25 protein-coding genes are annotated in these 25,031 nt (G+C 70.9%); 11 read left to right on the plus strand and 14 right to left on the minus strand.

The window, feature by feature from the left end:
* Positions 1–60: 60 nt before the first annotated feature.
* From ACFWX1_RS36490 to ACFWX1_RS36515, 6 genes are all read right to left on the minus strand, one after another.
* Positions 61–2,214, minus strand: a complete 2,154-nt coding sequence (locus ACFWX1_RS36490; RefSeq protein ID WP_378394368.1) for a bifunctional lysylphosphatidylglycerol flippase/synthetase MprF — start codon at positions 2,212–2,214, stop codon at positions 61–63.
* 104 nt (positions 2,215–2,318) lie between these two features.
* On the minus strand, positions 2,319–3,026 hold the full coding sequence (locus ACFWX1_RS36495) for a haloacid dehalogenase-like hydrolase (RefSeq protein WP_378394369.1): 708 nt from the start codon (positions 3,024–3,026) through the stop codon (positions 2,319–2,321).
* Positions 3,027–3,045: 19 nt separating this feature from the next.
* Positions 3,046–3,456, minus strand: coding sequence for a secondary thiamine-phosphate synthase enzyme YjbQ (locus ACFWX1_RS36500; protein ID WP_378394370.1), 411 nt, complete (start codon positions 3,454–3,456; stop codon positions 3,046–3,048).
* A gap of 206 nt (positions 3,457–3,662) precedes the next feature.
* A complete protein-coding gene (locus tag ACFWX1_RS36505; RefSeq protein WP_378394371.1) occupies positions 3,663–3,968 on the minus strand; it encodes a hypothetical protein in 306 nt (101 codons plus the stop codon).
* 58 nt (positions 3,969–4,026) lie between these two features.
* Positions 4,027–4,947 carry an alpha/beta hydrolase fold domain-containing protein gene (locus ACFWX1_RS36510; RefSeq protein ID WP_378394372.1) on the minus strand — a complete coding sequence of 307 codons (921 nt, stop codon included), beginning with the start codon at positions 4,945–4,947 and terminating at the stop codon, positions 4,027–4,029.
* Positions 4,871–5,533 (minus strand): TetR/AcrR family transcriptional regulator, encoded by a 663-nt coding sequence (locus tag ACFWX1_RS36515; RefSeq protein WP_378394373.1) that lies wholly within the window; start codon positions 5,531–5,533, stop codon positions 4,871–4,873. Before ACFWX1_RS36515 ends, ACFWX1_RS36510 begins: the two co-directional genes overlap by 77 nt.
* A 123-nt stretch (positions 5,534–5,656) precedes the next feature.
* On the opposite strand from ACFWX1_RS36515, the gene ACFWX1_RS36520 reads away from it, so the two are divergent.
* On the plus strand, positions 5,657–6,298 hold the full coding sequence (locus ACFWX1_RS36520; RefSeq protein ID WP_378394374.1) for a hypothetical protein: 642 nt from the start codon (positions 5,657–5,659) through the stop codon (positions 6,296–6,298).
* Here the strand turns inward: ACFWX1_RS36520 and ACFWX1_RS36525 are convergent.
* Entirely contained in the window at positions 6,295–6,963 is a 669-nt protein-coding gene (locus ACFWX1_RS36525) for a TetR family transcriptional regulator (protein WP_378394375.1), read from the minus strand. The genes ACFWX1_RS36520 and ACFWX1_RS36525 overlap by 4 nt on opposite strands.
* 86 nt (positions 6,964–7,049) lie before the next feature.
* Here ACFWX1_RS36525 and ACFWX1_RS36530 point away from each other — a divergent pair, with 86 nt between their 5' ends.
* On the plus strand, positions 7,050–8,618 hold the full coding sequence (locus ACFWX1_RS36530) for a long-chain-fatty-acid--CoA ligase (protein WP_378394376.1): 1,569 nt from the start codon (positions 7,050–7,052) through the stop codon (positions 8,616–8,618).
* Here the strand turns inward: ACFWX1_RS36530 and ACFWX1_RS36535 are convergent.
* The 5 genes from ACFWX1_RS36535 to ACFWX1_RS36555 form a co-directional block, all read right to left on the minus strand.
* On the minus strand, positions 8,615–9,259 hold the full coding sequence (locus ACFWX1_RS36535; RefSeq protein ID WP_378394405.1) for a response regulator transcription factor: 645 nt from the start codon (positions 9,257–9,259) through the stop codon (positions 8,615–8,617). The two genes, ACFWX1_RS36530 and ACFWX1_RS36535, sit on opposite strands and share 4 nt — an antisense overlap.
* A gap of 63 nt (positions 9,260–9,322) precedes the next feature.
* Positions 9,323–10,609, minus strand: coding sequence for a sensor histidine kinase (locus ACFWX1_RS36540; protein WP_378394377.1), 1,287 nt, complete (start codon positions 10,607–10,609; stop codon positions 9,323–9,325).
* 180 nt (positions 10,610–10,789) lie between these two features.
* On the minus strand, positions 10,790–11,032 hold the full coding sequence (locus ACFWX1_RS36545; RefSeq protein ID WP_378394378.1) for a hypothetical protein: 243 nt from the start codon (positions 11,030–11,032) through the stop codon (positions 10,790–10,792).
* A 10-nt stretch (positions 11,033–11,042) separates the two neighbouring features.
* Positions 11,043–12,158, minus strand: coding sequence for a fatty acid desaturase family protein (locus ACFWX1_RS36550; RefSeq protein WP_378394379.1), 1,116 nt, complete (start codon positions 12,156–12,158; stop codon positions 11,043–11,045).
* Positions 12,159–12,177: 19 nt separating this feature from the next.
* Positions 12,178–13,281: a ferredoxin reductase gene (locus tag ACFWX1_RS36555; RefSeq protein ID WP_378394380.1), complete on the minus strand. Its 1,104-nt coding sequence runs from the start codon at positions 13,279–13,281 to the stop codon at positions 12,178–12,180.
* Positions 13,282–13,329: 48 nt separating this feature from the next.
* Between ACFWX1_RS36555 and ACFWX1_RS36560 the strand changes: the two genes are divergently transcribed.
* From ACFWX1_RS36560 to ACFWX1_RS36580, 5 genes are all read left to right on the plus strand, one after another.
* Positions 13,330–14,049, plus strand: a complete 720-nt coding sequence (locus tag ACFWX1_RS36560) for a TetR family transcriptional regulator (RefSeq protein ID WP_378394381.1) — start codon at positions 13,330–13,332, stop codon at positions 14,047–14,049.
* 80 nt (positions 14,050–14,129) lie between these two features.
* A complete protein-coding gene (locus ACFWX1_RS36565; protein WP_378394382.1) occupies positions 14,130–15,239 on the plus strand; it encodes a Re/Si-specific NAD(P)(+) transhydrogenase subunit alpha in 1,110 nt (369 codons plus the stop codon).
* A gap of 5 nt (positions 15,240–15,244) precedes the next feature.
* The gene (locus tag ACFWX1_RS36570) at positions 15,245–15,553 is read left to right on the plus strand and encodes an NAD(P) transhydrogenase subunit alpha (RefSeq protein ID WP_378394407.1); all 309 of its coding nucleotides are present in this window, start codon (positions 15,245–15,247) and stop codon (positions 15,551–15,553) included.
* Complete coding sequence (locus ACFWX1_RS36575) at positions 15,550–16,938, plus strand: NAD(P)(+) transhydrogenase (Re/Si-specific) subunit beta (protein ID WP_378394383.1); 1,389 nt, start codon at positions 15,550–15,552, stop codon at positions 16,936–16,938. The genes ACFWX1_RS36570 and ACFWX1_RS36575 overlap by 4 nt, the downstream gene beginning before the upstream one ends.
* Positions 16,935–17,678, plus strand: a complete 744-nt coding sequence (locus ACFWX1_RS36580; RefSeq protein WP_378394384.1) for a biotin/lipoate A/B protein ligase family protein — start codon at positions 16,935–16,937, stop codon at positions 17,676–17,678. Before ACFWX1_RS36575 ends, ACFWX1_RS36580 begins: the two co-directional genes overlap by 4 nt.
* 176 nt (positions 17,679–17,854) lie before the next feature.
* On the opposite strand, the gene ACFWX1_RS36585 is transcribed toward ACFWX1_RS36580, so the two are convergent.
* Positions 17,855–18,490, minus strand: coding sequence for a histone-like nucleoid-structuring protein Lsr2 (locus tag ACFWX1_RS36585; RefSeq protein WP_378394385.1), 636 nt, complete (start codon positions 18,488–18,490; stop codon positions 17,855–17,857).
* Between the two features lie 143 nt (positions 18,491–18,633).
* Between ACFWX1_RS36585 and ACFWX1_RS36590 the strand changes: the two genes are divergently transcribed.
* Positions 18,634–20,028 (plus strand): dihydrolipoyl dehydrogenase family protein, encoded by a 1,395-nt coding sequence (locus ACFWX1_RS36590; protein ID WP_378394386.1) that lies wholly within the window; start codon positions 18,634–18,636, stop codon positions 20,026–20,028.
* Between the two features lie 138 nt (positions 20,029–20,166).
* On the opposite strand, the gene ACFWX1_RS36595 is transcribed toward ACFWX1_RS36590, so the two are convergent.
* The gene (locus ACFWX1_RS36595; protein WP_378394387.1) at positions 20,167–21,843 is read right to left on the minus strand and encodes a hypothetical protein; all 1,677 of its coding nucleotides are present in this window, start codon (positions 21,841–21,843) and stop codon (positions 20,167–20,169) included.
* A 210-nt stretch (positions 21,844–22,053) separates the two neighbouring features.
* On the opposite strand from ACFWX1_RS36595, the gene ACFWX1_RS36600 reads away from it, so the two are divergent.
* From ACFWX1_RS36600 to ACFWX1_RS36610, 3 genes are all read left to right on the plus strand, one after another.
* Entirely contained in the window at positions 22,054–23,526 is a 1,473-nt protein-coding gene (locus ACFWX1_RS36600; RefSeq protein WP_378394388.1) for a S8 family peptidase, read from the plus strand.
* A 238-nt stretch (positions 23,527–23,764) separates the two neighbouring features.
* Complete coding sequence (locus ACFWX1_RS36605; RefSeq protein ID WP_378394389.1) at positions 23,765–24,268, plus strand: DUF3145 domain-containing protein; 504 nt, start codon at positions 23,765–23,767, stop codon at positions 24,266–24,268.
* Positions 24,269–24,297: 29 nt separating this feature from the next.
* A complete protein-coding gene (locus ACFWX1_RS36610) occupies positions 24,298–24,900 on the plus strand; it encodes a hypothetical protein (protein WP_378394391.1) in 603 nt (200 codons plus the stop codon).
* Positions 24,901–25,031: the final 131 nt, after the last annotated feature.

Genomic DNA, 25,031 nt, shown 5'->3' on the forward strand with positions numbered 1-25,031 from the left:
GGCCACCTTACGGGCGTCCGACGCCCGTAAGGTGGCCTTGACGGCAGCACCCGAGCAGATTCAGCGTTTGCGGGCCATTTTCGCCAGTTCCAGCAGGCCCGTCTTCGGCAGGTACGCGCGCTGCAGCGCGAGCCCGATCCGTGGCAGGTCCGCCTCGTCGCGGAAGGTCAGGTACAGCGGTTCGTGCCGCGGCTGGAACTTCGCCTTGAACGCGTGCAGCGAGCGGAAGCCGTAGTACGGCTCCATCAGCGCGCCGAGCGTTTCGAGCGCGCGTTCCACCGCGTGCGCGGGGCCGCTGCGCGGGCTGTGCGCCAGCGGAGCGCCGGAAAGCGACACGAACCGGGCGCCCTCCTCGCGGAAGGCGAGGCAGGCCGAGGCGATCAGGAACTCCATCACGGGCCGGAACCCGTCCGCGCGGCGGCGCATCACGTCCAGCGTCCAGCCGCCGACCTGGCCGCCGCCGATGTGCACCGGCAGCCACGAAGTCACCCCGTGCACGACGCCGTCCGCGTCGACCGCGATGCCGACCCTGGTCGCCGGGTCCATCGCCTCGTCGACACCGCCGAGCGTGAAGCCCATCTCAGGCATGCCCTTTTCGCTGACCCATTCCTCGGACACCGAGCGCACCTGCTCGACGATCGCCTCCGGCTGCTCGGCCAGCCGCACGAGCCGGAACTCGATGCCGTCCTTCTTCGCCCGGTTCAGCGCGGTGCGGACGTCCTGCCACGCCTTGCCGCGGAACTCGAGGCATTCGAGGTCGATGAGGGTGTCCTCGGCGACCTGGACGTGCTTCCAGCCGAGTTCCCTGGTGACCTCGATCGTGGTGGCCGTCGCCGAGAACACGCACGGGACGAGCCCGGAGTCCTCGCACATCGCGGCGAACTCGGTGATCGCGCGGGCGCCCTTGCCGTCCGGGGCGACCGGGTCGCCGAGCGCGATCGCGGCACCGGCGTGCTGCTGGTAGGCGAGGTAGGAGCGGCCGTCGGCGGTCACGAAGTACGAGTTCTGCGGCCAGGTCGTCATCCACGACAACGTGCTGCCGCCGTTGTGCCCGAGCAGGGCCCGCGCGATCGCCGGGCCGGGGCCGACCCGGGTGAGGCGCTTGCGCCGCCGCCGGGACGGCGCCCGGAACGCGTCACGCGCGCCGATCAGCAGCACGAACTCGACCGTCCACAAGAGATTGTCCACCAAGGACAGTGACGGCGTCTCGGTGTCGAAGTCGCCGCCGAGGTAGTGCGCGACCGCGATCAGCCCGCCGATCAGGAGCACCTGGGCCATCGCGAAAAGGGTGAGCCCGATCGCCCAGCGCCAGGCGAACTGGCTGCCCTTGCGAAGCCCGTTGAGGACCGGGAGCACCACGACGCACAGCACGGCGAGTTCGATGCCCGACGGCGACATGTCGGCCGAAGAACCGAAGGGGCCGTCACCGGGTACGAAGTACATGACGACTTCGGCGACGGTGACCAGGAGCAGCCCGGAGACGGCGAGCAGCCGGCGTTCCCGCAGGGTCGGGCGGCCGGGTTCCTTGACCCGGTGCGGGCCGACCAGCAGGCGGCCGAGCGGCAGGCCGAGCACCAGCGCGAAGAAGTGCACCAGATCCGCGAGCGTGCCGACGTAGATGATCGCGACACCGGCGTACACGCACAGTCCGGCTCGCACCCGCAGCCGCCACGGCGCGCGCAGGCTGGCACTGGCGACGGCCATCGCGAACAGCGCGCCACCGGAGAACCCGACGTCCATGGTGGTGGCCAGCCTGTCCGCCCACACCCAGCCGGAGCCGCGGTACAGCGCGAGGAACTGCAGCGCCACCAGCACGCTCACGAGCTGGCCGCCGATCGTGACGACCATGGCCCGCCGCGTGCCGAGCCGCCATTCGGCGATCCCGGCGAAGAGCGCGAAGCTGCCCACCATCGGCAGGTAGAACAACGGGACGACCGCGAAGAACGGCCCGGTCACCAGCGTCCACCAGTGCCCGGCCTCCAGCGACGGCAGGCCGTACGCGACGAGCGGATACGCCGTGTGGTCCTCGGCAGCGCGCCAGAGCGTGCCGGTGGCGACGCTCAGCATCAGCATCGCCATGACGACGGTGGTGGTGAACGGTAGTCGGTGCCACAGTACGGCGAGCTTCGCGGTGACGCGGGCGGTCCGGCCCGCGTCACTTCCCCCGGTCCGGACACCGTCGGCGGTCCGCACCGCCGGCGCTGCTTCTGTCATGCCCGAAAGTCTTCCGTGCGCTGCACCGGAAGGGCATCCATCGCCGGGGCTAGATTTCCCCTAGGGGAGTGCTACCACCGGTGGACGGGGGCTGGCCGAAAGGACTATGGGCCCAGCACGGCCGCCCGGACCGCGGCCGCGTCGGTGAGGTCCGTCAGCACCGTGTGCGCGCCCGCGGCCCGCAGTTCGTCCGCGCCGTAGGTCCCGGTGGCGACCGCGACGGCGACGGCGCCGTTGTGCAGGGCCGCGTCGACGTCGGCCGGGGTGTCCCCGATGACGACGACGGCGTCCGCGGCGAAGTCGGTGCCGTGCTTGGCCGCCGCGCGGGCGACGGCGTGCGGGACGAGGTCCGGCCGGTGTGCCGAGAGCGAGCCGTAGCCGCCGATGTCCAGGTCGAGGTGCTCGTGCAGGCCGAACGTGGTGAGCTTGAGCCGCGAGATCTCCGGCAGGTTGCCGGTCACCAGCGACTGGACGACGCCGTCGTGCCCGGCCAGCGCGGTCAAGGCCTCGGCGGCACCCGGCAGCGCCCTGCCGTCCGTGTGCAGGGTGCCCGCGGCACGTCCGGAGACCGCGATCAGCTCGGCCCACAGCCGCTGGATCATCTCCTCGGTCGGCTCGATGCCGTGCGAGGCGAGGATGTCGGCCGAGATCGCGCGTTCGGTCCGGCCGCCGAAATCGGGACGGACCCGCAGCTCGGTGCCGGTCGTCGCGCTCAGCGCGGCGGCGTACCAGGCGGTTCCGACGCCGGTGTAGTCCACCAGCGTGTGGTCGATGTCCCAGAGCACCAGCCGGTGCGGACGCGTGCTTGTCACGGCGCCGACGTTACCCGCTTCAGCCGGCCAGGAAACTGAACCGGACGCGCCGCACGGGATTGTCCACGTTGGTGTCCACCAGGCAGACCGACTGCCAGGTGCCCAGCGCGAGGACACCGCCGAGCACCGGGATCGTCGCGTACGGCGGCACCAGCGCGGGCAGTACGTGATCACGGCCGTGGCCGTGCGTGCCGTGCTGATGCCGCCACCGGCTGTCGCGGGGGAGGAGCTCGTCGAGCGCGGTGAGCAGGTCGTCGTCGCTGCCCGCCCCGGTCTCCAGCACGGCGAGGCCCGCCGTCGCGTGGGGGACCCACACGTGCAGGAGGCCGTCCTCGGCGTCGGCGTCGCGCAGGAAGGTTTCGGCGTCCCTGGTCAGGTCGTGCACCACGGCGGTGCCGCCGGTGCGCACCTCGATCTCGGTGGAGTACATGTCCGCCAGCGTAGGCGCGCTCAGCGACAGCGCACGCGGTAACGATCGATCCGCACGTCGTCGAGCAGGTTCGCGTTCAGGCACTGCTGGGTGTGGTCGAAAATCCTTCTGCCGCAGACCATCGCGCCGTCCAGCCGGTAGCCGTCGATCCAGCCGGTGAGCGATTCCAGCGCCGCCGGGTCCAGATGACAGGGCCGCCGCGCGGCCTAGCCGCTCACGGGCTCCGGCGGCCGGGGGTGCTCACTCGGCCGCTCGTGGCCGCATTCCACCGTGACGCCGTGCTCGTCGGTGACCCGGTAGTCGAGGACGACCTTGCCGCAGTCGTCGCTTTCGTGGATCCAGACACTCACGAGATCGGGCCCGACCGTGACGTCGAACTGCGCGTCGACGTCCTCGGCCGTCGTCAGGACGAGCAGGGCTTTTCCCGGCGCTATCCAGTAATCCTCGCCGTAGGGCTCCAGGAACAGGCAGAGTGCCCTGTCGCCCGCATTGCGCACGGGAAGTCTGTTCATCCACCCCACGGTAGCTGGCCGTCCGGCGCTCGGCAGTGTGGCGGCGAGCCGCCGTTCCTCAGGCGCGGATCTCCGGAGAAGGACTCGCCGTGACGAACGCCGCGATGCGCTCGATGGCGTGCCTGGCCTCCGGGATCGGGAACAGGGGCCAGACGTGCAGCATGCCGGGATATTCGTGCCAGGCCAAGGGAAATCCTTCGCGTACGGCCTTCTCGCGCAGCCGGTGGGCGTCGGCGTTGAGGACGTCCCGGGTGCCGGTGAAGATCGCGATCGGCGCGAGCCCGTCCAGCGTCCCGAAGAGCGGGCTGACCACCGGGTCGCGCACGCCGAGTTCGCCGGCGTACGCGCGTCCCAGCCCCGGCAGGCCGTGGGCGGGCAGGATGGGATCCCGGCGATCGAGTTCAGCGATCCCGGGATCGCTGAAGGTGGCGTCCACGCACGGGGACAGCAACACGAGCCGCGCCGGCTGGGGCAGTCCGGCCGTCCGCGCCTGCATGGCGAGCGACAGCGCCAGGTTGCCGCCGGAGGAGTCGCCCATCACCGTCAACTCGCCTTCGCCGGTGCGGGCGGCCAGGGCGGCGTAGAACGGCAGGAGCATGGCGAAGGTGTCGCGGGCGGTGTGCTCGGGCGCCAGCGGGAACAGCGGCACGGTGACCGCGCAGTCCAGCCGCCGCGCCAGGTTCGCGATCAGGCCCCAGTGGGGGTCGGTGATCGACAGGGTCCAGCCGCCGCCGTGCAGGTAGAGCACTCGCCGTGCGGGGGACCCGCCCTCTCGCGGGGCCACGACGTAGCCGTGATGTCCGGAGAACTCCTCCTCGCGCACGGAAAAGCGGGCCCGGATCTTCGCCGAGGGTGCCGCGGGGCCTTTGCGGCGATCACCGGCGATGGAGCGGCGGGTCCGTTCAGGACCGTCGAACATGGCTTGCACGCGCAGCGCCGCGACCGCGGCGGCCAGCAGGCGTGCTCGGATGCTGGGCATCGGATCGGCTCCCGGGATCGGTGGGGAAATGGCGGGTGAGCAGCGGGAGGAGGAGTTCGTCGACCAAGGCGGTCAGGAAGTCCCCGTCGAGCGGGCGGCCGAGCAGCAGGTGCCGCAGGATCTGCCCTTCGGCCACGTGGTGGGCCTGCCGTGCATCGGTGCCGGCGGGTACTTCGCCGCGGTCGGCGGCCCTGGCCACGATCAGCCGGAACGGGGACGTCTCCTCGTTGTCCACATGGGAGCGCAGGGCTTCGGCGAGGCCGGGTTCCAGCCGCATCGCGTGGAGCAGACCGGTCATCAGGACCGCGTACTGCTCGTCGATCCGGGCGCAGGACGCGTGCAGCGCGGCGAGGAGGTCGCCGCGCAGGGTGCCGGTGTCGGGTGGGTCGGCGACCTCGGCGTCGAGGTTGTCCAGAGCCGCCTTGACCAGTTCGGGCTTGCCGCTCCAGCGACGGTAGATCGTGGTCTTGCTGGCGTGCGCCCGCGCGGCCACCGCGTCGATGGTCATCGCCGCGTAGCCGACCTCGCCGAGCAGGGCGAGCGTGGCGGCCAGGATCGCCTGCTCGCGTTCGACTCCGCGAACCATGGCCCCTCCTCAACGATGTGTACGATACCGTATCGTACACATCGGTCGCTGGGAAGCGGCCACGGTGTCCGCCGGAGAGGCATATCCGCTCGCCTGCCGGGGAGGCCGTCCTAGGGTTCGTGCGTGGACTGGCAGAGCTGGCACGACGAATACGACGTTCCGGGCTCGCATCTGGCGCAGCGGTTGCGGGTCGTCCAGCAGCAGATCCGCACGGTGCTGGACGGCAGCCCGCCAGGGCCGCTGCGGGTGGTCGGCCTGTGCGCGGGGCAGGGACGCGACCTGCTGGGAGTGCTGCCCGGTCATCCACGCCGGAAGGACGTCCGGGCGCGCCTGGTGGAACGCGATCCCCGGAACGCGGCGATCGCCGGGGACGCCGCTCGTGCGGCCGGGCTGACGGGCGTCGAGGTGGTGACGGCCGACGCGGCGCTCACCGATCACTACCGGGACATGGTCCCGGCGGACCTCGTGCTGCTTTGCGGCGTGTTCGGCAACATCACCGACGAGGACATCGAGCGGACCGTCGGCGTCTGCGCGCAGCTGTGCGGGACGGGCGGGGCCGTGGTGTGGACCCGCCACCGCGGTGCTCCCGACCGGGTGCCTGCGATCTGCGCCTGGTTCGAGGAACGTGCCTTCGACCGGCAGTGGCTTTCCGCGCCGGACAGGGGGTTCGGCGTCGGGGTGCACCGTTTCCGCGGCGAACCGCGGCCGCTGCGGGAAGGCGTGCGCATGTTCACGTTCGTCGGGGCGGAGGAGCGCGGCGGCTAACCGGCCGCGGCGAGCAGGCACTTCCGGACGACCTCGACGACGTCTCCCGCCGGATCGGCGAGGGAAGCCAGGCCGGTGCGGCGGACCAGGAGGCTGCCGAGCACGAGATCCACGAGTGCGGCGCCGGCCTCTTCGGCCGACTGCGGGCCGTCCGGATCGAACCAGGTCCAGGCCCATTGCGCCGAGCCGAAGACCAGCAGGCTCTGCACGTTCAGGTCGGTGCGGCGGAACTTCCCACTGTCCACACCGGACTCGATGACGCCGCGCACGAGGTCGAGGTATGTGGCGCGCAGTCGTACGCCCCCGGCGAGTGCCGGCTGGTCGGCGAAGCGCACGATCTCGCGCTGGAAGGCGACGGTCGCGTCCCGGTCGTGGACCTGGTAGAGCATGAACGCGTACAGCAGCCCGGCGAGCCGTTCGGCGGGGGAGCCGAGCCGCGCCACGACGAGCTCGGCCTCGGCGAGGCGCCGCCGCATGTAGGACTCGTGCAGCGCGGCGAGCAGGCGATCCTTGGTGCCGTAGTGGTGCACGATCGTGCCCTTCGAGATGCCCAGTTCCGCGGCGATCTCGCTGAAGTTCGTGCCGTCGTAGCCGTAGCGGGCCACGTTGCGCGTGAACACCGCGAGGATCTCGTCCGACCTGCCAGGACCCCGCAACTCCGCCACCTCCGCCACCGACCGGCACGACACCATTGACCGTACGCGCGGTCAGTGTGATTCTGAAGAGGGGGACCGGGAAGGAAGGGGCCGTCATGACGGCAACGGCGCCGCCGGAAGCTGAGTTCATCACCGACGCGCTCGCGCACTGGGCCGAGGTCAAGCCCGGCGCCGAGGCGCTGGCCTACGGCGGGAACCGGTGGAGCTGGGCGCAGTGGTACGACCGCGTCCGGCGGCTCGCCGGGGCGCTGCGGCGCGAGGGAATCGGCCACGGCGACCGGGTCGCCTTCCTGGACAAGAACAATCCCGCCTGCCTGGAGGTGTCACTGGGCGCCGGGCTGCTCGGCGCGGTCAACGCCGTGGTCAACTGGCGGCTCGCGGGGGACGAGCTGGACTACGTGATCAACGATTCCGGGGCCACCGTGCTGTTCGCCGGCGCGGAGCTGCTGCCCGCGATCGAGCGGATCCGCGGCGAACTCACCGGCGTCACGAAGGTGATCGTGGTCGGTGGCGAGAACGACGCGTACGAGGCGTTCCTCGCGGCCGCCGAACCCGCCGGCAAAAGCCCGGACGTCCGCCCGGACGACCTGTGGCTGGTGATGTACAGCTCGGGCACCACCGGACGGCCCAAGGGCGTGATGCTGTCCCACCGCAACATCGTCGCCCACACGGTCAACGTCGGTCCCGTGCTGCCCTTCGCCGAAGGCGACCGCAACCTCGTGGCGATGCCGCTGTTCCACGTCGGCGGCACCTGCTACGCGTTGTTCGGCATCCACGCCGGGGTGCCGAGCACGATGACCCGCGAGCCGGACCCGGCCTCGTTGTTCGCCGCGTTCGCCGCCGGGGCGACGCACGCGTTCCTGGTGCCCGCCGTCATCGCCGGCGTGTTCGCCGCCGGGGACGAGGCGATCCAGGCGCTCGCCGGGCTGAAGTACCTCGTCTACGGTGCGGCTCCGATGCCGCTTCCCTTGCTGCGCAAGGCATTGGCCGCCTGGCCGGCGACGAGCTTCGTGCAGGTCTACGGCCAGACCGAGCTGGCGGGGGTGATCAGCACCCTCACCCCGGAGGCTCATCGCGACGCCGCCCACCCGGAACGGCTGGGCTCGGCAGGCACGCTGGTGCCGGGCGCCGAAATGCGGGCCGTCGACCCGGCCACCGGCGAGGACGTCGAAACCGGGCGGGCGGGGGAGTTCTGGTTCCGCTCGCCGCAGCGGATGCTCGGCTATCTCGGCAAACCGGACGACACGGCGCAGGCGATCGTGGCGGACGGCTGGCTGCGCACCGGCGACATCGGGCACGTCGACGACGGCGGGTTCCTCTACGTCTCCGACCGCGTCAAGGACATGATCATCACCGGTGGCGAGAACGTCTACTCGCCCGAGGTCGAACGCGTGGTCGTCGAGCATCCCGCCGTCGCGGAGGTCGCGGTGATCGGCGTCCCGGACGAGCACTGGGGCGAGTCGGTCAAGGCGGTGATCGTGCGCGAGGAGGGCACGACGGCGACCGAGGAGGAGATCATCGCGTTCACCCGTGAACGCCTCGCCGCCTACAAATGCCCGCGCACCATCGATTTCGTGGCCGCGCTGCCCCGCAACCCCAGCGGCAAGATCCTCAAGCGCGCGCTCCGCACGCCGTACTGGGCCGGGCGCGGGAAACAGGTCTAGGAGTCCAGATAGCGCAACACGGCGAGCACCCTGCGATTGTCCTCTTCGGACTGCGGCAGCCCGAGCTTGCCGAAGATGCTCGTCACGTACTTCTCCACCGAACCGGCCGAAAGGAACAACGCCGAAGCGATCGCGCCGTTCGAACGGCCCTCGGCCATCAGGCCCAGCACCTCGCGTTCGCGCGGGGTGAGGCCGGCCAGCACGTCGGTCTTGCGCGTCGCGGCGAACAGCTGGCTCACCACTTCCGGGTCCAGCACCGTTTCGCCCTCGGACACCCGGCGCAGCGCGTCGAGGAAGTCCGACACCTCCGCGACACGGTCCTTGAGCAGGTAGCCGACCCCGCCCGCCCGATCGGCGAGCAACTGCGCGGCGTACTTCGTCTCGACGTACTGGGAGAACAGCAGGATCGCGCACCCCGGCTGCTCGGAACGCAGGGAGATCGCCGCGCGCAGGCCCTCGTCGGTGTGCGTCGGCGGCATCCGGATATCCACAATGGACACGTCGGGCCGGTGCTCGGTCACGGCGGCGCGCAGCGCGTCGGCGTCCTTCACCGCCGCGACGACGTCGTGACCGCGGAACGTGAGCAGCTCCACGAGCCCCTGGCGGAGGATGGTCGAATCCTCCGCGATGACGATCCGCAGCACGTCATGCCCCCGATGGTGAATGGTCCGGTCGCGACGACCTCGACCCTAGCGGGGCACCGCTCAGCCGGGCAGCGGGATCTCCGCGGTGACGGTGGTCGGCCCGCCGGCCGGGCTGCCGACGGTCAGCTCGCCGTCGACCGTGCGCAGCCGGTCCGCGAGACCGGCCAGCCCGCCGCCGGGGACGACCCGCGCGCCGCCGGGGCCGCCGTCGGACACCGCGAGCCGCAGGACGTCGCCGTGCTCGGTGATGGTCGCCAGCACCGGGGTGCCCGCGTGTTTCGCCGCGTTGGTGAGCAGTTCGGCGGCGCTGAAGTAGACGATCGTCTCGATCGACGGCGGCGGGCGGCGCGGCAGGTCGACCTCGACCCGCGCGTCGATCCCGGAGCTGGCCACCAGCGTGGACAGCGCGACGTCGAGCCCGGCGTCGAGCGCGGCAGGGTGAATGCCGCGAGCGAGGTCGCGGAGTTCGGTCAGCGCCTGCTTCGCGTTGGCGTGGGCCGCGGTGACCAGGGCCCGGACCTGCCCGACGTCGACGCCCTCGCCGGTCAGCTCGTCCTTGGCCAGGCCGAGCCGCATGGCCAGCGCGACGAGCTGTGCCTGCGCGCCGTCGTGCAGGTCCCGTTCGATCCGGCGCAGCCGCAGCGCGGCGTCCTCGACCGCGGTGGCCCGGCTCTCCTCCAGGTCACGCACCCGTTCGGACAGCGCGCGCTGGCCGAGCAGCGCGACCACGAGCAGCCGGTCGAGCGCGACGAGCCCGTGCACCAGCCACGGCAGCGCGGCCAGCACGAGCAGGCCACCCGCGCCCCACAGCAGGGTGCCGGGCCAGGTTTTGCTGTGGATGTCGAACACCGGCAGCCCGAACCCGCCGAACAGGGTCCACAGCACCGGATAGGTCACGGCGGCGAACCCGAACAGCGTCGTGGGGACGAGCAGGAACGGGCCGATCACCGAGAGCGGCAGCCGCAGCACGAAATAGCCGATCGACCGCCAGCCGGCCGGGTCACCGGCACGGGCCTTGAGCCAGTTCCACAGTCCGGGCTTCAGCTCCGCGGGGCGCGGTGCCTGAGCCCGCACGCCCAGCATGCGCCCGGCCAGCCGCCGGTGCCCACTGCCGAGAAGCCGGGCGTACTGCACCGCGCCGCTGATCACGAGCAGCCCGACCAGCAGTGGCGACAGCGCGACGCCGAGCACGAACCCGACGAGCAAACTCACCAGCGACACGACCGACAGCACCGCGGAGACGAAGACCCAGGCGTACTCGGCGTAGAAATCCCGGCTCAGCCAGCGGCCGAAGAGCCGCCGCGGGATGCCCTGGCGGGCGGTCGAGGGCGCGTACGAGCTGGTCACGGCCTCAAGTCTGCCGTCGCCACCCCGGCCGCGCCCACCCGGTTATCCCTACTCCCGGCTGCGGGAAACCGCAGGTCCCGACCTGGGCTGAAGGGGACCTTCCTCGCGTGCGGTGAGCTGAAGGGGACTTTCCTCGCATGTGATGAGACGAAAGTCCCCTTCAACCCACGTGGGCCCCGCTCAGTCCTCGCGCGTGGAGGCCGTGGAGCCCGTGGAGTCGTCGGGCAGCCGGGCCTCGTGGTCGGCGCGGGCGCGTGCCGAGGCCTCCCGCATCTCGATGACGTCGGTCAGCAACTCGCCGGTTTCGCGCGCGATGCCGCGTATCGCACCGGTGATGATGGTGGCGATGTTCCCGATGTGGGTCGCCGCCGATTCGGTGATCACCTGAACTGTGTCCTTGCCGCTCTCGAACTGACCCACCATGAGAGGTTCCCTACGCTGCTCGGAGTGCACGGTCGCGTTCCACGGTAGCGGGTGCGGACCGCTCGCCGGTCCACGGCAGCGCCAGCTTCACGATCTTCTTCGCCACCGACCAGAGCTGCCGGTGCAGCGGACCCGTGTGGTACGGCAGGCCGTACTTCTCGCAGATCGCCCGCACCTCGCCGGCGATCTCCGGGTAGCGCCGCGCCGGGATGTCCGGGAACAGGTGGTGCTCGATCTGGTGCGAGAGGTTCCCGCTCATGATGTGGAACAGCGGGCTGCCGCTGATGTTCGCCGAGCCGAGGATCTGCCGCAGATACCACTGGCCCCGCGTCTCTTCGGCGGTCTCCTCCTCGGTGAAGCTCTCGACGTCGGCGGGGAAGTGACCGCAGAAGATGATCGCGAACGCCCACAGGTTGCGGGTCAGGTTCGCGGTCGCGTTGCCCAGGAACGTCAGCGGTGCGAGCGGGCCGGTCAGCAGTGGGAAGAGCACGTAGTCCTTGCCGATCTGCCGGGCCGCCTTGCGCACGATCTTCTTCAGGATCGGCCGGTTCTCCTCGAACGTCCGCTCGCCCTTCACGACCTTCTCGACCTCGAGGTCGTGCATCATCACGCCCCACTGGAAGAAGATCGCCAGCAGCGTCGCGTACACCGGGTTGCCCAGGTAGTACGGATGCCATTTCTGCGCCGGGTCCATGCGCAGGATGCCGTAGCCGACGTCGCGGTCCTTGTCGACGATGTTCGTGTACGTGTGGTGGATGTAATTGTGCGAATGCCGCCAGTTCTCCGCGGGCGCGACGGTGTCCCATTCGAACTGCTGCGAGCTCAGCGCCGGGTCACGGGTCCAGTCGTACTGGCCGTGCATGACGTTGTGCCCGATCTCCATGTTGTCCAGGATCTTCGCGACCGAGAGCGCGGTGACCCCGGCGAGCCACGCTGGCGGGAAGAACCCGGCGAACAGCAGCGCGCGCCCGGCGACTTCGAGGCCGCGCTGTGTCTTGATGATGTTGTGGATGTAGTCGACGTCGGCCTGGCCGAGGTCGTCGACGATCCGCTGGCGCAGCTCGTCGAGTTCGCGGCCGAAGTCCTCGACCTGTTGCGGGGTGAGGCGGTCCTGCAGACCGGTCATGACAAACGCTCCTTACGGCTTACAAATCGATCTCGACGTCCCCGACCGGGACGGAGATGCAGAGCTGGATTTCCTCGTTCTCTTCGCCGGAGACCTCGCCGGTCCTGGCGTTGCGTACCTGGCCCGCGGTCTTGACCCGCGTGCACGAGAAGCAGATGCCCATCCGGCAGCCGTGCTCCGGGCGCAGCCCGGCGGCCTCGGCCTGCTCCAGCAGCGGGACGCCGGAGTTCTCGCATTCCCGGCCGCTGCGGGCGAACCGCACGCGGCCCTCGGCGCTGTCCGTGTCGAAGGTCAACGCCGGGGGAGTGAACTCCTCGGTGTGCAGGCGTTCACTCAGCCCGGCCTCGGCGTACACGTCGCGGACCGAGTCCATCAGCGGTTTCGGCCCGCACAGGTAGGTTTCGGCGTCCCGGTACCACGGCGCGGCCTTCGCCAGATGACGCGCGGAGAAGAACCCGTGCAGGGTCGCGCCGCGCTTGGCGTGGGTGTAGGCGTGGACGACACGCAGCGCGGGATGCCGTGCGGCCAGCGACGCGAGCTCGTCGCGGTAGAGCACGTCGGCCGCGGTGTTCGCGTAGTGCAGGAAAACGATTTCGCCGGGATGTCCCTCGTCGACGAGCGTGCGCAGCATCGAAAGCACCGGCGTGATCCCGCTGCCGCCGCTGATCAGCACGACGCGGTCCGGCCGCGCCTCCGGCAGGGTGAACGCACCGTCCGCAGTGGACAGTCCGAGTACCGTGCCGACCCCGGCGTTGGCCTTGAGGTGCCGGGAAACCAGGCCCTGCGGGTCGGCCTTGATCGTGAACTCGAGCAGGCCGTCCGCCCGGTGCTGCGAGCACGACGGCGAATAGCAGCGGGTGCGCCGGACCCCGTCGATGTCGAGCGTGACCCGGACGTACTGGCCCGCGGTGAACCCCCGCCACGCCCTCGACGGCCGGACGGTGAGGGTGACCGTGTCCGGCGTCTGGTGCCGTACGTCCGTCACGAGGCCGCGGATCTCGCGGCGCACCAGCATCGGGTCGATCAGCTCGAGGTAGCGGTCCATGCCGTGCGGCGTCAGCAGGGCCTCGGCCAGCGACGCCAGCGCGCGGACGCGGCCGGTTCGTGGCAGCAGTGCCGTCATCACATCTCCCGAATTGAGTGAACGGCTGTACACTGAATAGTGGAGTGCATGACCGGGTGCGTTGTCAATGTCGGAGCGGAAGAAGGCAGATGTGACGTGAGCAATACCGCGAACGCCCGTACGCTGTCGGTCGTGTCGGAAGCGGTGGAGCCGGTGAGCAGGCAGGAGCGCAAGCAGCGCACGCGGCAGGCCCTGCTCGCCGCCGCGCTGGATCTGCTGGCCGACCGCGGGTTCGCGAGCCTTTCGCTGCGCGAGGTCGCCAAGCGCGCGGGAATCGTGCCGACGGCGTTCTACCGGCATTTCGCCTCGATGGAGGAACTCGGCGTCGCGCTGGTGGAGGAGTCCATGCGCACGCTGCGCGGGATGATCCGCGCCGCGCGCCGCCGTCCGGGTGACTACGAGCAGCTGATCGAGGCCTCGGTGCGCACGCTTTACGAGCACGTACGCGCACACGAGGACCATTTCCGGTTCCTGACCAGGGAACGGTACGGCGGCAGCGGCCCGGTGGCCCGCGCGATCGGCGTGGAGCTGCGGTTGTTCTCCAGCGATCTCGCGATCGACCTCGCCCGGTTCGATCAGCTGCGCACCTGGACCACCGAGGATCTGCACATGCTCGCCGAGCTCATCGTCACAGCGATGTTGGCCACAGTCCTGGAGCTGCTCGAGACGCAGCCGCGTGACAAAGAAACCGACGAACGCCTCATCGGAGTGGCCGAAAAGCGGCTCCGGTTCCTCCTCGCCGGAGTGCCGCACTGGGTCAGCCGCTGACTTCCGGGCATGTCCCCGGACCGCCAGACGTGGTAAGAACCTCGCAGGCGTGATCGGGATCTCGCACGAGAGGACCTCGCGTGGCGGAAAACGAAAAGCGGCTCACAGTAGGCGTCGTCGCTGAATCCAGGCCGGGCGAGCGCCGGGTGGCGCTCGTGCCCAAGCTGGTGGGCAGACTGGCCAACCGCGGACTGCGAGTAGTGGTCCAATCGGGTGCCGGGGCGGGCGCGTACGTGCCCGACGACGCGTTCGAGCAGGCGGGCGCCGAACTCGGGAACGCGTGGGACGCCGACATCGTGGTCAAGGTGGCGGCACCCACGGCGGAGGAACTCGCCCGGCTCAAGGCCGGGACCGTCCTCATTGGATTCCTCAATCCCCGCGGTGACCCGGACGGCGTGGCGGCACTGGAGAAAGCCGGTGTACGCGCGTTCGCCGTCGAGGCCATCCCGCGCATTTCCCGCGCGCAGGCGATGGACGCGCTGTCCTCGCAGAGCGGTGTCGCGGGCTATCGCGCGGTCCTGCTCGCGGCGGAGAACCTGCCCCGGTTCTTCCCGATGCTCACCACCGCCGCGGGCACCGTGCCCCCGGCGAAGGTGCTCGTGCTCGGTGCCGGCGTCGCCGGTTTGCAGGCGCTCGCCACGGCGAAGCGGCTCGGCGCGCAGACCACCGGCTACGACGTCCGGCCCGAGGTCGGCGAGCAGGTGCGCTCGCTGGGCGCGCAGTTCCTCGACCTCGGCATCGAGGCGGTCGGCGAGGGCGGGTACGCCCGCGAGCTGACCGAGGAGGAACGAGCCGAACAGCAACGCAGGCTCACCGAGGCGATCACGAAGTTCGACGTCGTGATCACCACCGCGCTCGTACCGGGCCGCAAGGCGCCGACGCTGGTGACCGAGGACGCCGTCAAGGGCATGCCCGACGGCGGTGTCGTGGTGGACCTCGCCGCGGAGACCGGCGGCAACTGCGTGCTGACGAAACCCGGCGAGACGGTCGTCGAGCACGGCGTCACGATCGCCGGGCCGCTCAACCTGCCCGCCGAAATGCCCGCGCACGCCAGCGAGCTCTACGCCCGCAACGTGACCGAACTGCTCGAACTGCTGGTGGACGGCGAAGGAAGGCTCACGCTCGACTTCTCCGACGAGATCGTCGCCGGGGCCTGCGTGGCCGGGCGCGGGGAAGGGAGTGACCGGTGACGACACTGGTGGAAAACCTCGCGGTGCTGGTGCTCGCCGGATTCGTGGGCTTCGCGGTGATCTCCAAGGTGCCCAACACCCTGCACACGCCGCTGATGTCCGGGACCAACGCCATCCACGGGATCGTCCTGCTGGGCGGGCTGCTCGTGCTCGGCCTCGACACCAGTGACGGTGTGCTCAACAGGATCCTGCTCGTCATCGCGATCGCCTTCGGCACGATCAACGTCGTCGGCGGGTTCCTGGTCACCGACCGGATGCTGGCGATGTTCAAGGGGAAGAAGCCCGAGACGGAGAAGAAGGAGGGCGACCAGTGACCGAGCTCATCGCCGTCCTCTACATCATCGCCTTCGCGCTGTTCATCTACGGCCTGATGGGGCTCACCGGGCCCCGGACCGCGGTGCGCGGCAACTGGATCGCCGCCGCGGGCATGGGCATCGCGGTGATCGCGACCCTGCTCACCCCCGGCATGGGCAACTGGCTGCTGATCGTCCTCGGCGTCGGCATCGGCGTGCTGGTCGGGATCCCGTCCGCGCGTCAGGTCAAGATGACCGCGATGCCGCAGATGGTGGCGTTGTTCAACGGCGTCGGCGGTGGCGCGGTCGCGCTCATCGCCTGGGTCGAGTTCCGCACCACCGACGGCTACGCGCACGAACCGGCGTACGTCGCGATCGCCTCGTTGTTCGCCGCGCTGATCGGCTCGATCTCCTTCTGGGGCTCGCTCATCGCGTTCGGCAAGCTGCAGGAGCTGATCTCCGGCAAGCCGGTCACCATGGGCAAGGCACAGCAGCCGGTCAACCTGCTCCTGCTGATCGTCGCGGTCGGCTGCGCGGTGTGGATCGCCTCCGGCGGGGACGCCGAGATCCTGATGATCGGGCTGCTGCTGGCCGCGGCCGTGCTCGGCCTCACCGTGGTGCTGCCGATCGGCGGTGCCGACATGCCGGTGGTCATCTCGCTGCTCAACGCGTTCACCGGGCTTTCGGCCGCGGCGATGGGGCTCGCGCTGTCCAACACCGCGCTCATCGTGGCGGGCATGATCGTCGGCGCGTCCGGTTCGATCCTGACCAACCTGATGGCCAAGGCGATGAACCGGTCCATCCCGGCGATCGTCGCGGGCGGCTTCGGCGGCGGCACCGCGGTCGCCTCCGGTGGCGGGTCCGGCGAACAGCGTCCGGTGCGCAGCACCAGCGCCGCCGACACCGCGATCCAGATGGCGTACGCGAACAAGGTGGTCGTCGTGCCGGGCTACGGCATGGCCGTCGCGCAGGCCCAGCACGCGGTGCGGGAGATGGCGAAACTGCTGGAGGCCAAGGGAATCACCGTCGCCTACGCCATCCATCCGGTGGCGGGCCGGATGCCGGGGCACATGAACGTCCTGCTCGCCGAGGCCGACGTGCCCTACGAGCAGCTGCGCGAGATGGACGAGATCAACTCCGAGTTCGCGCAGACCGACGTCGCGCTGGTGATCGGCGCCAACGACGTGACCAACCCGGCCGCGGAGACCGACCCCGGTTCGCCGATCTACGGCATGCCGATCCTCAAGGTCAGCGACAGCCGTTCGATCATCGTGCTCAAGCGTGGCATGAGCTCGGGCTTCGCCGGGATCGACAACGACCTGTTCTACGATCCCAAGACCAGCATGCTCTTCGGCGACGCGAAGTCGTCGGTGGGCGAGATCGTCGAGGAGCTGAAAGCACTTTGAATCCCGGGTCGGATGTGCGGGCAGAGTTCGCGGATCCGGCCGAGAATCTGGCTTTCGACGAGGCCCTGCTGCGGGTCGCGCAGGAGGCGCCGGTGCTGTGGCTCTGGCGCAATCCGGCGTGTGTCGTGGTCGGACGCGGGCAGAAGATCGCCCGCGAGGTCCGGCTCGAGGCCTGTGCGCGGGACGGGATCCCGGTGCTGCGCCGCGCCAGCGGTGGCGGGACGGTGTTCCACGACCCGGGCAACCTCAACGTGACGCTCGTGCACCCTGATCCGGCACAGCGGCCGCTCGAGGCGATCGGCGCGGTGATGCACGCCGCCGTCGAGAGCCTCGGGCTGCCCGCGAAGATCGGGGAGCGCGGGTTGTTCGTCGGTGAGGCGAAGCTCTGCGGTTTCGCCGTATTCCGTACGAAGACGGGGTTGCTCGCGCATTCCACGCTGCTCGTCGACACGGCCGCGGACCGGGTCGGCGCCTACCTCACCGGACCGCCGCCGGACCCTCGCCCGCTGGATTCCCATCGCAGCCCGGTGGCGTCACTGGCCGAGCACGGGTTGCGGCCCGGTCTCGCCACGGTCGAGGCCGCCGTCCGCGACGCGGCCTCGGCGGTGCTGGGCCCGCTGGTGCCCCGGCCACCGGCACAGTCCGAAGTGGACAAACAGCGGGAGCTGCTGCACACGCGGTACCGGTACCCCGGCTGGCATTCCGAGGGCGCGCAGCGCACCGACGCGCTGCTCGGCTGAGCCGCTCACCGCCGCGCACAGGCCCCTTTTGAGTGTTGGTCCGTGAAGGCCTCCTTACCAGCGCTCAGCGCCGGTAAGGAGGCCTTCACGGACTTGAAGACCCGACGAAGCGAGGGGGATTCTCCTCCCGGCAACGGGAAGGAAAATCCCCCTCGGTCGGTTCTCGTCCGGTGGATTCAGCCTTGTTCGGCGGCGGAGAAGGTCACCGTCGGGACCTTCCGCGCTGCCCTCTTCGGTGCTTCGGCCTTCGGCGCCGCGACCTTCTTGGCGCGAGAGCGAGTGGCAGGCTCGGCCTTCTTCGCCGCCGTGGCGGTCTTCGCCGGTGCCTTCGCGCGCGTCTTCGCGGCGGCGGGCTTGGCGGTGGTGGCCTTGGTGGCGGTGGCCTTGGTGGTGCTCTTGGCCGCCGGCTTCGCGGCGCTCTTCTTCGGCGCGGTCTTGGCCGCGGCGGCGGTTTTCGCCGTGCTCTTCGCGGGAGCCGCCTTGGCCGGGGCCTTCTTGGCGGTGGTCTTCGCGGCGGCCGTCTTCGTGGTGGCCTTCGGGGCGCTCGCGGCCTTGCGGCCCGCGACCGGCTTGGCGGCCTTGGTGGCGCGCGCCCTCTTCTTCGCACCGGGGACGATGCGGGGCCTGCGCTTGCGCCCGCCGATCCGCCTGCCGTTCCGGACGTAGGTGTCGAGGAACGACCGGAGCGCCACGGCGTTGTCGTCGGAAAGGTCGATGTCGTAGTCGATTCCGTCCAGCGAGAAGGCGACCGTTTCCGCCGCCGGATCCCCGGTCAGATCGTCCAGCAAGTGCACCGCCGTGTTCCTGGCCACGAAAACCTCCCGTGCTCGATCGTCGTACTGCGCGCAACGGGTCGGCGACGATACTGGCCCCCGATACCGCCGATTCCTTGCAGTTCGCTGATGAGGATAACCGCTGGCTTGCGCGAACTCGCGTGGTGGTGTGCGCTGAACCCATGTCGGCACAGACTTTCGATGTCGTTGTGATCGGGGCGGGACCAGTGGGCGAGGTCGCCGCCGAGCGAGTGGCGCGAGGGGGATTGAAGGTCGCCCTCGTCGAGCACGAGCGGTTCGGCGGGGAATGCTCCTATTGGGCGTGTATCCCGAGCAAGGCGTTGCTGCGCCCGGGAAATCTGCTGGCCGCGGCCAAGCGGATGCCCGGGGTACCGGTCGGCGACCGGCTCGACCCGGAGAAGGTTTTCGCGCGCCGGGACTGGTTCACCGGTAAGGGCGACGACACCGGGCAGGTCGATTGGGCGCGCGGCGCCGGGATCGAACCGGTGCGCGGGCACGCCGAAATCACCGGTGACCGGGAGGTCACCGTGGACGGTGACCGGGTTCTCACCGCACGCCATGCGGTGATCGTGTGCACCGGCAGCGTGCCGAGCACACCACCGATCCCGGGGCTGGAGACGATCCGGACGTGGGGCTCGCGCGAGGCCACGTCCGCTTCGTCGGTGCCCGCGCGGCTCGGCGTGCTCGGCGGCGGGGTCGTCGGTGTCGAGATGGCGCAGGCGTGGGCCCGGCTCGGCGCCGAGGTCCACCTGATCATCACCGGGGAACGTCCGCTTCCCCGGCAGCCCGCGTTCGCCGGGGACGCCGTCCTGGACGGACTGCGTGCCGACGGGGTGCGCGTCCACGCTAACTCCGGCCTGAACCGGGTGTCCGCTGTGGACGGCGGCACCGAGCTGGAACTGAAGGACGGTTCGCGGATCGTGGTCGGCGAACTGCTCGTCGCCACCGGGCGCCGTCCGGCCACCACCGGACTCGGCCTCGGCAGGCTGGGGCTGGCCGAGGGGAAGCCCCTCGACGTGGACGACACCGGCCGGGTGTCCGCTGTGGACGGTGGCTGGCTCTACGCGGCGGGCGACGTCACCGGCCGCGCGCCGCTGACGCACCAGGGCAAGTACGCCGCGCGGGCGGCGGGCGACACCGTCGCGGCGCTGGCCAAGGGCGAGCAGGTGGCCGCCGGCCCGTGGAGCCCGTTCACCGCGACCGCCGATCACCACGCCGTCCCGCAGGTGGTGTTCACCGACCCGGAGATCGCCGCGGTCGGGCTCGCGGACGCGCGCGAGGGCTCGGCCGACCGGGTCGTCGAGATCGACATCGCGGTCGCCGGTTCGTCCCTGCACGCCGACGGGTACGCCGGCAAGGCGCGGATCGTCGTCGACACCGAACGCGAGGTGCTGCTCGGCGCGACCTTCGCGGGCCAGGACGTCGCGGATCTCGTGCACGCCGCGACCGTCGCGATCGTCGGCGAGGTACCGCTCTCGCGCCTGTGGCACGCCGTCCCGGCGTTCCCGACGATCAGCGAGGTCTGGCTGCGCCTCCTGGAAGCCTACGGACTCTAGGCCCCACGCCGCTCCGGACGACTCGCGTACCCAGACGGACGACTCGCGTACCTGGATGGACGACACGACCGAAGGAGAATCGACGTCGTGTTGTCCGTTCCGGTACGCGTGTTCGCCATCCAGGTACGCGAGTTCGCCCTACGAGACCGGCTGGTCCAGGGCGGCCTGCGCGGCGCGGGTCAGGGCCGGGTCGTCCGAAGTGGACGGTCCGGTGAGCCACACGGCCTGCACGAGCCGCACCGAGGCGCCGTCGAGCTTGCTCTGGTAGGCGGCGTTCTCGAAGCGCGGGACTTCGCCGTTCCACTGGCCGGTCTCGGTGGCGACGTCGAGGATGCCGCCTCCGCCAGGGGTGTCGGCGATGGCCTTGAACGCGGCGGCCTGCCCACTGCTGGTGAAGTCCACGATGCCGACGGTGACCGCGGCGGGCCGCCCGTCGACCGTCGCGGCGAAACTCGCGCGGCGGACCCCGGCGCAACTCGTGCGTTGCAGGCTCACCTGGACGTCGCCGAACGCGTGCGACGCGCAGCGCTGGTCCGCGCTGCTCGCTCGCCGGGTGAATTCGAGGCTCTGCACCGGGGTACTCGGCGGGGTGCTGGACACCGGGGTCGGCGGCGGCGTCGCCGGGGGAGCGCTCGGGTTCGCGACGGGCGCGGGCGTGTCGGAGGAGCTGTTCGCCGCCACCACGATCGCCGCGACGAGCAGCACGACCAGCAGCCCGATCGCGCCCAGCGGCAGCCAGCGGACGGTGCGGGACTTCTTCTCCGGCTGATTCTCCGGCTGAACGGGCTCCGGACGCGGCTGCTCGGGCTGTCGCGGCGGCGTGGCCCCTGTGGCCGCCGCGGTGGCTGCGGTGGCGCCGGCTGCGGGAGGCGCCGGAGGCGTGGGGGGAGCGGCGGGCGCGGGTTCCGGATCGGACACCGCGGGCGGTGGGGTCGGCGGCCGCTGCGCCACCGGCGGGGCGGGTGTGCGCCGGGGTGGCGCGGGCTTGGCCGGAGCCTGCGCGGGTTGCCGCGCCACGGGCTCGGCCTGGGCCGCAGCCGACGCGGCTGCCGTGACCGGCGCTGCCGCCGGGGCCGACGCGACCGGCGGGCTCGGCACCGCGGCGGGGACAGGGGCCGGTTTCGCTGGCGGTTCCGGTGGCGGCACCGGTCTCGTCGGCGCGGCCGCGACCAGGGGATTTTCCCGGATGACCGTCTGCTCGTTGTCGGAGAACTGGCTGAAGCCCTCGCCGAGCAGGACCTCGTCGGACAGGTCGGACGTGCCGGGCGCGAGCGCCTCGATGAGCGCGCGGGCCTGGTCGATCGAGCGCGGGCGGCGGGCCGTGGCCAGCGAGACGGTGGCGGCGAGCATCGAGGTCGGGGTCGGGTAGAGCACGCGGACCGGGCCGGCGAGGTCCGCCGGTGGCTGTTCGACGGTCTCGACATACGGGCCGACCGCGAGGATCGTGCCGATCGGCGCCGCGCCGGGGGCGATCTCGGCGATCCTGCGCTCGCAGGCCTGCGAGACGTCCAGTGCCTCGGTCGCCGGGTTCACCGTGTCGTCGCCGTGCACCAGCGGCCAGCCGTCCGCCTTCCACTGCGCGCTCAGCGGTGCCTCCAGCCGCAGCGCGGGGTCCGGCAGGTCGACGCCGATGACGATGAGGACGCCCTTGGGCAGCACGACGACCGCTTCCACGGGCGTGCCCTCGCCGACCGGGTCGGCACCGATCAGCGCGACACCGCCGATCACGGTGCTGCCGCGGCCCAGCGAGGCAAGTGCGGCCCGGACGTCTTCGGCGACCCGGGACGGCTGTTGAGCGAGGCGTACGAGTCGCACGAACCCTCCCCGGACAGTGTTTTTCCGTCTCGTTCGCGCACACGCTAGCGCGCCGGGCCCCGGGAGCCACGCGACACGGGGACTTCTTTTGTCTCACCCTCCGAAAGGGGTGCGGCGGGGATACGCGTCGTCGTGACAACCGTCACCCGGACGGGTGTTCACTCGTTGGGGGGCGGAAGTAGTGCCCGCTCCCCACTTCAGGAGGGTCCGATGGCCGTACCCCGTTCCTGGCGCAGGCGATCCGCGGTGCTCGCCGCGCTGCTCGCGCTTCCCGTCCTCGTGGCCGCGCCGGTGGCCGCCGATCCACTCGCCCCCGTCTCTTCGGGGCTCACCCGGCTGCTCGACACCGTAACGGGCGGGACGAGGGTGACGGCGCTCGTGCACGCCGCCGACGTCGCGACCGCGACGGACGCGGTGCGCTCGGCGGGGCTGACACCGGTCACCTCGTTCGACCGCATCGGCGTCGTCGCCGCCGGCGGGACGGCCGACCAGGTGCGTGCCGTGCGGCGTCTCCCCGGCGTGAGCTACGTCGAGAGCAACGATCCACTGAGGACGGCCGCGAGCAGCACCGGCACCACCGCGACGCGCAGCCTCCAGGCGAGGACGACGCTCAAGGACGCGAACGGCGCTCCGCTGGACGGGCGCGGTGTCGGCGTCGCGATCATCGACACCGGCGTGAACCCGACCCATCCGGCGTTCCGCGCGCCGGACGGCTCGACGAGGGTGGTGCGCAGCCTCAAGAGCCTTTGCGCCGACGGCACGGCGACGAACTGCATCGTGGACGTACCGACCACTGTGGACACCGACACGCTCTCGCTCGGCGGGCACGGGACGCACGTCACCGGTATCGCGGCGGGCAACGACCTGACGCTGTCCGACGGCACGAGGGTCGGCGGATCCGCGCCTGGCTCGAAGATCACCGCGATCTCGACCGGGGCGGCGCTGCTGGTGCTGGGCACCGACGCGGCGCTGAACTGGGTGCTGGAACACCACGCCGCGCCGTGCGGCGCCGGGGTTTCGCCCGCGGTGTGCCCGCCGATCAAGGTGATCAACAACTCCTACGGCCCGAGCGGCGGCGGCGCGTTCGACCCCGCCTCGGCGACGGTCAAACTGCAGCGCGCGCTGGCCGCCGAGGGCGTGGTCACGGTGTGGGCCAACGGCAACGACGGCGGTGACGGCTCGAAGAACCTGTCCAATCCACCCGGCCAGGACCCGACGCCCGGGGTGTTGTCCGTGGCCTCCTACAACGACCAGGGCACCGGCACGCGCGACGGCTCGGTGTCCACGTTTTCCTCACGGGGCCTCAAGACCGACCCCGCGAGCTGGCCGGACGTCTCCGCGCCGGGCGAGAACATCCTTTCCGCCTGCGGCGTGACGCTGCTGATCTGCACGCAGGGACTTCAGCCGAAAAACGGGCCTGGACCACTGGATCTGGCCACCTACAACGTGATCAGCGGGACGTCGATGGCGGCACCGCAGATCACCGGGATCGTCGCGCAGCTGTTCCAGGCCGCGCCTTCGGCTTCCGCGGGCGACATCGAGCGGGCGATCAAAACGACGGCGTACAAATACGTCAACGGCGCGCCGTACGTCGTGAACGGCCCGTACACCTCCAGTTTCGACAAGGGAACCGGCCTGGTGGACGTGGTCGCGGCGGCGACCTCACTCGGCGCTCGTTCCTGATCACCCTGGCGGGGGACCCGGAAACCCGATACGGTCGGCTCCCGGCGGGCTGACCATGCCGGTTTTCGGGCCCCCGCCCCCATAACCGTGGGACTTGTGGTGTTCGTGTGGCCAAACAGCACGGTTGGGGTGCAGAATGTGCTACACGTATCGGGAACTGGCACGAGAGCCCAGACCTGCATCGCTCGGGAGAGGCCGTAGGGGAAGACGTCCCTCGTCGAGCAAGCGGAGGTCAGCAGTGAGCACCCGTGGCAACACCCGAGGCGTGGTGTACGTCCACTCGTCGCCGTCTGCGGTTTGTCCGCACGTCGAGTGGGCTATTTCGGGCACCCTGGGTGCCCGAGTCGAGCTGAAGTGGACGGCGCAGCCTGCCAGTCCGGGTCAGCTGCGTGCCGAGTGCGGCTGGCGCGCGCCTACGGGCACCGGCGGCAAACTCGCCGCCGCCCTCAAGGCGTGGCCGATGCTGCGCTTCGAGGTCACCGAGGAGCCCAGCGCGGGCGTCGACGGTGAGCGGTTCTGCTTCGCGCCGGGCCTCGGCCTGTGGCACGGGCGGACGAGCGCCAACGGCGACATCGTCGTGGGCGAGGATCAGCTGCGCGCGCTGGTGGCCAAGACGAGGGCGGGCGAAGCGCTCGCCCACCAGCTCGACGAGCTGCTGGCCGCGAGCTGGGACGAGGCGCTGGAGCCCTACCGGCACGCCGGCGACGGCGCTCCCGTCACCTGGCTGCACCAGGTCGGGTAGCCCGGGTGGGCGGCCGCTAACCTCTTGGGGTGAGTGCCGGTACCCCGACCCGTCAGCGTTGGCTGGTCCCTGTTCTCGTCGTCGTCGCGTCCCTGACCGTCGGTGTCGGGCTGCTGGCCCGCGAGGTCTACAGCCGCCCGGACGCCGTTCCCGCGGGCACCGCCGCCGGGCACACGGTCACCCCCGCGACGTCCACGCCGCTGCGCCCGGACCAGGAGCCGGGGCCGGACACCGTCGAACTCAGCCCGGACGCGGCAGCGCACCCGCAGCAGGAAGCCGTCCGCTCGGTGCTGCAGACGTACTTCAGCGCGATCAACGAGCGCAACTACGCGAAGTGGACGACGTCGGTCACCAGCGAGCTGTACAGCAGTAAGCCACCGCAGCGGTTCCAGGCCGACTTCCGGTCCACAAGGGACGGCAGCATCCGGGTCTACCGGATCGAGCCGGGCACCGCCGGGGCACTGCGGGTGCTCGTCGGTTTCACCAGTACCCAGGCCTCCTCGGAAGCGCCGCCCGACTTCAAGGAGCCGTGCATCCGCTGGCGGCTCATGATGCCGCTGGTCCGGGAGGGCAACGGCCTCCGCGTCGACAAGGGCTCCCAGAACGACAACCCGGTCCACGAGAAGTGCTGAAGGGGACGTTCCTCTCGTAAGACGCGCTGAAGGGGGGGGTGTGGGGGGGGGGGGGGGGGGTAATGGCCCGGACCAGACAAGACGGGGCACCGCGTGCGCCCCGCAACAGCCGGCCGCAGCCCCCCCCCCCC

This window comes from Amycolatopsis sp. NPDC059021 (genome assembly GCF_042739895.1).
Classification (GTDB): Bacteria; Actinomycetota; Actinomycetes; order Mycobacteriales; family Pseudonocardiaceae; genus Amycolatopsis.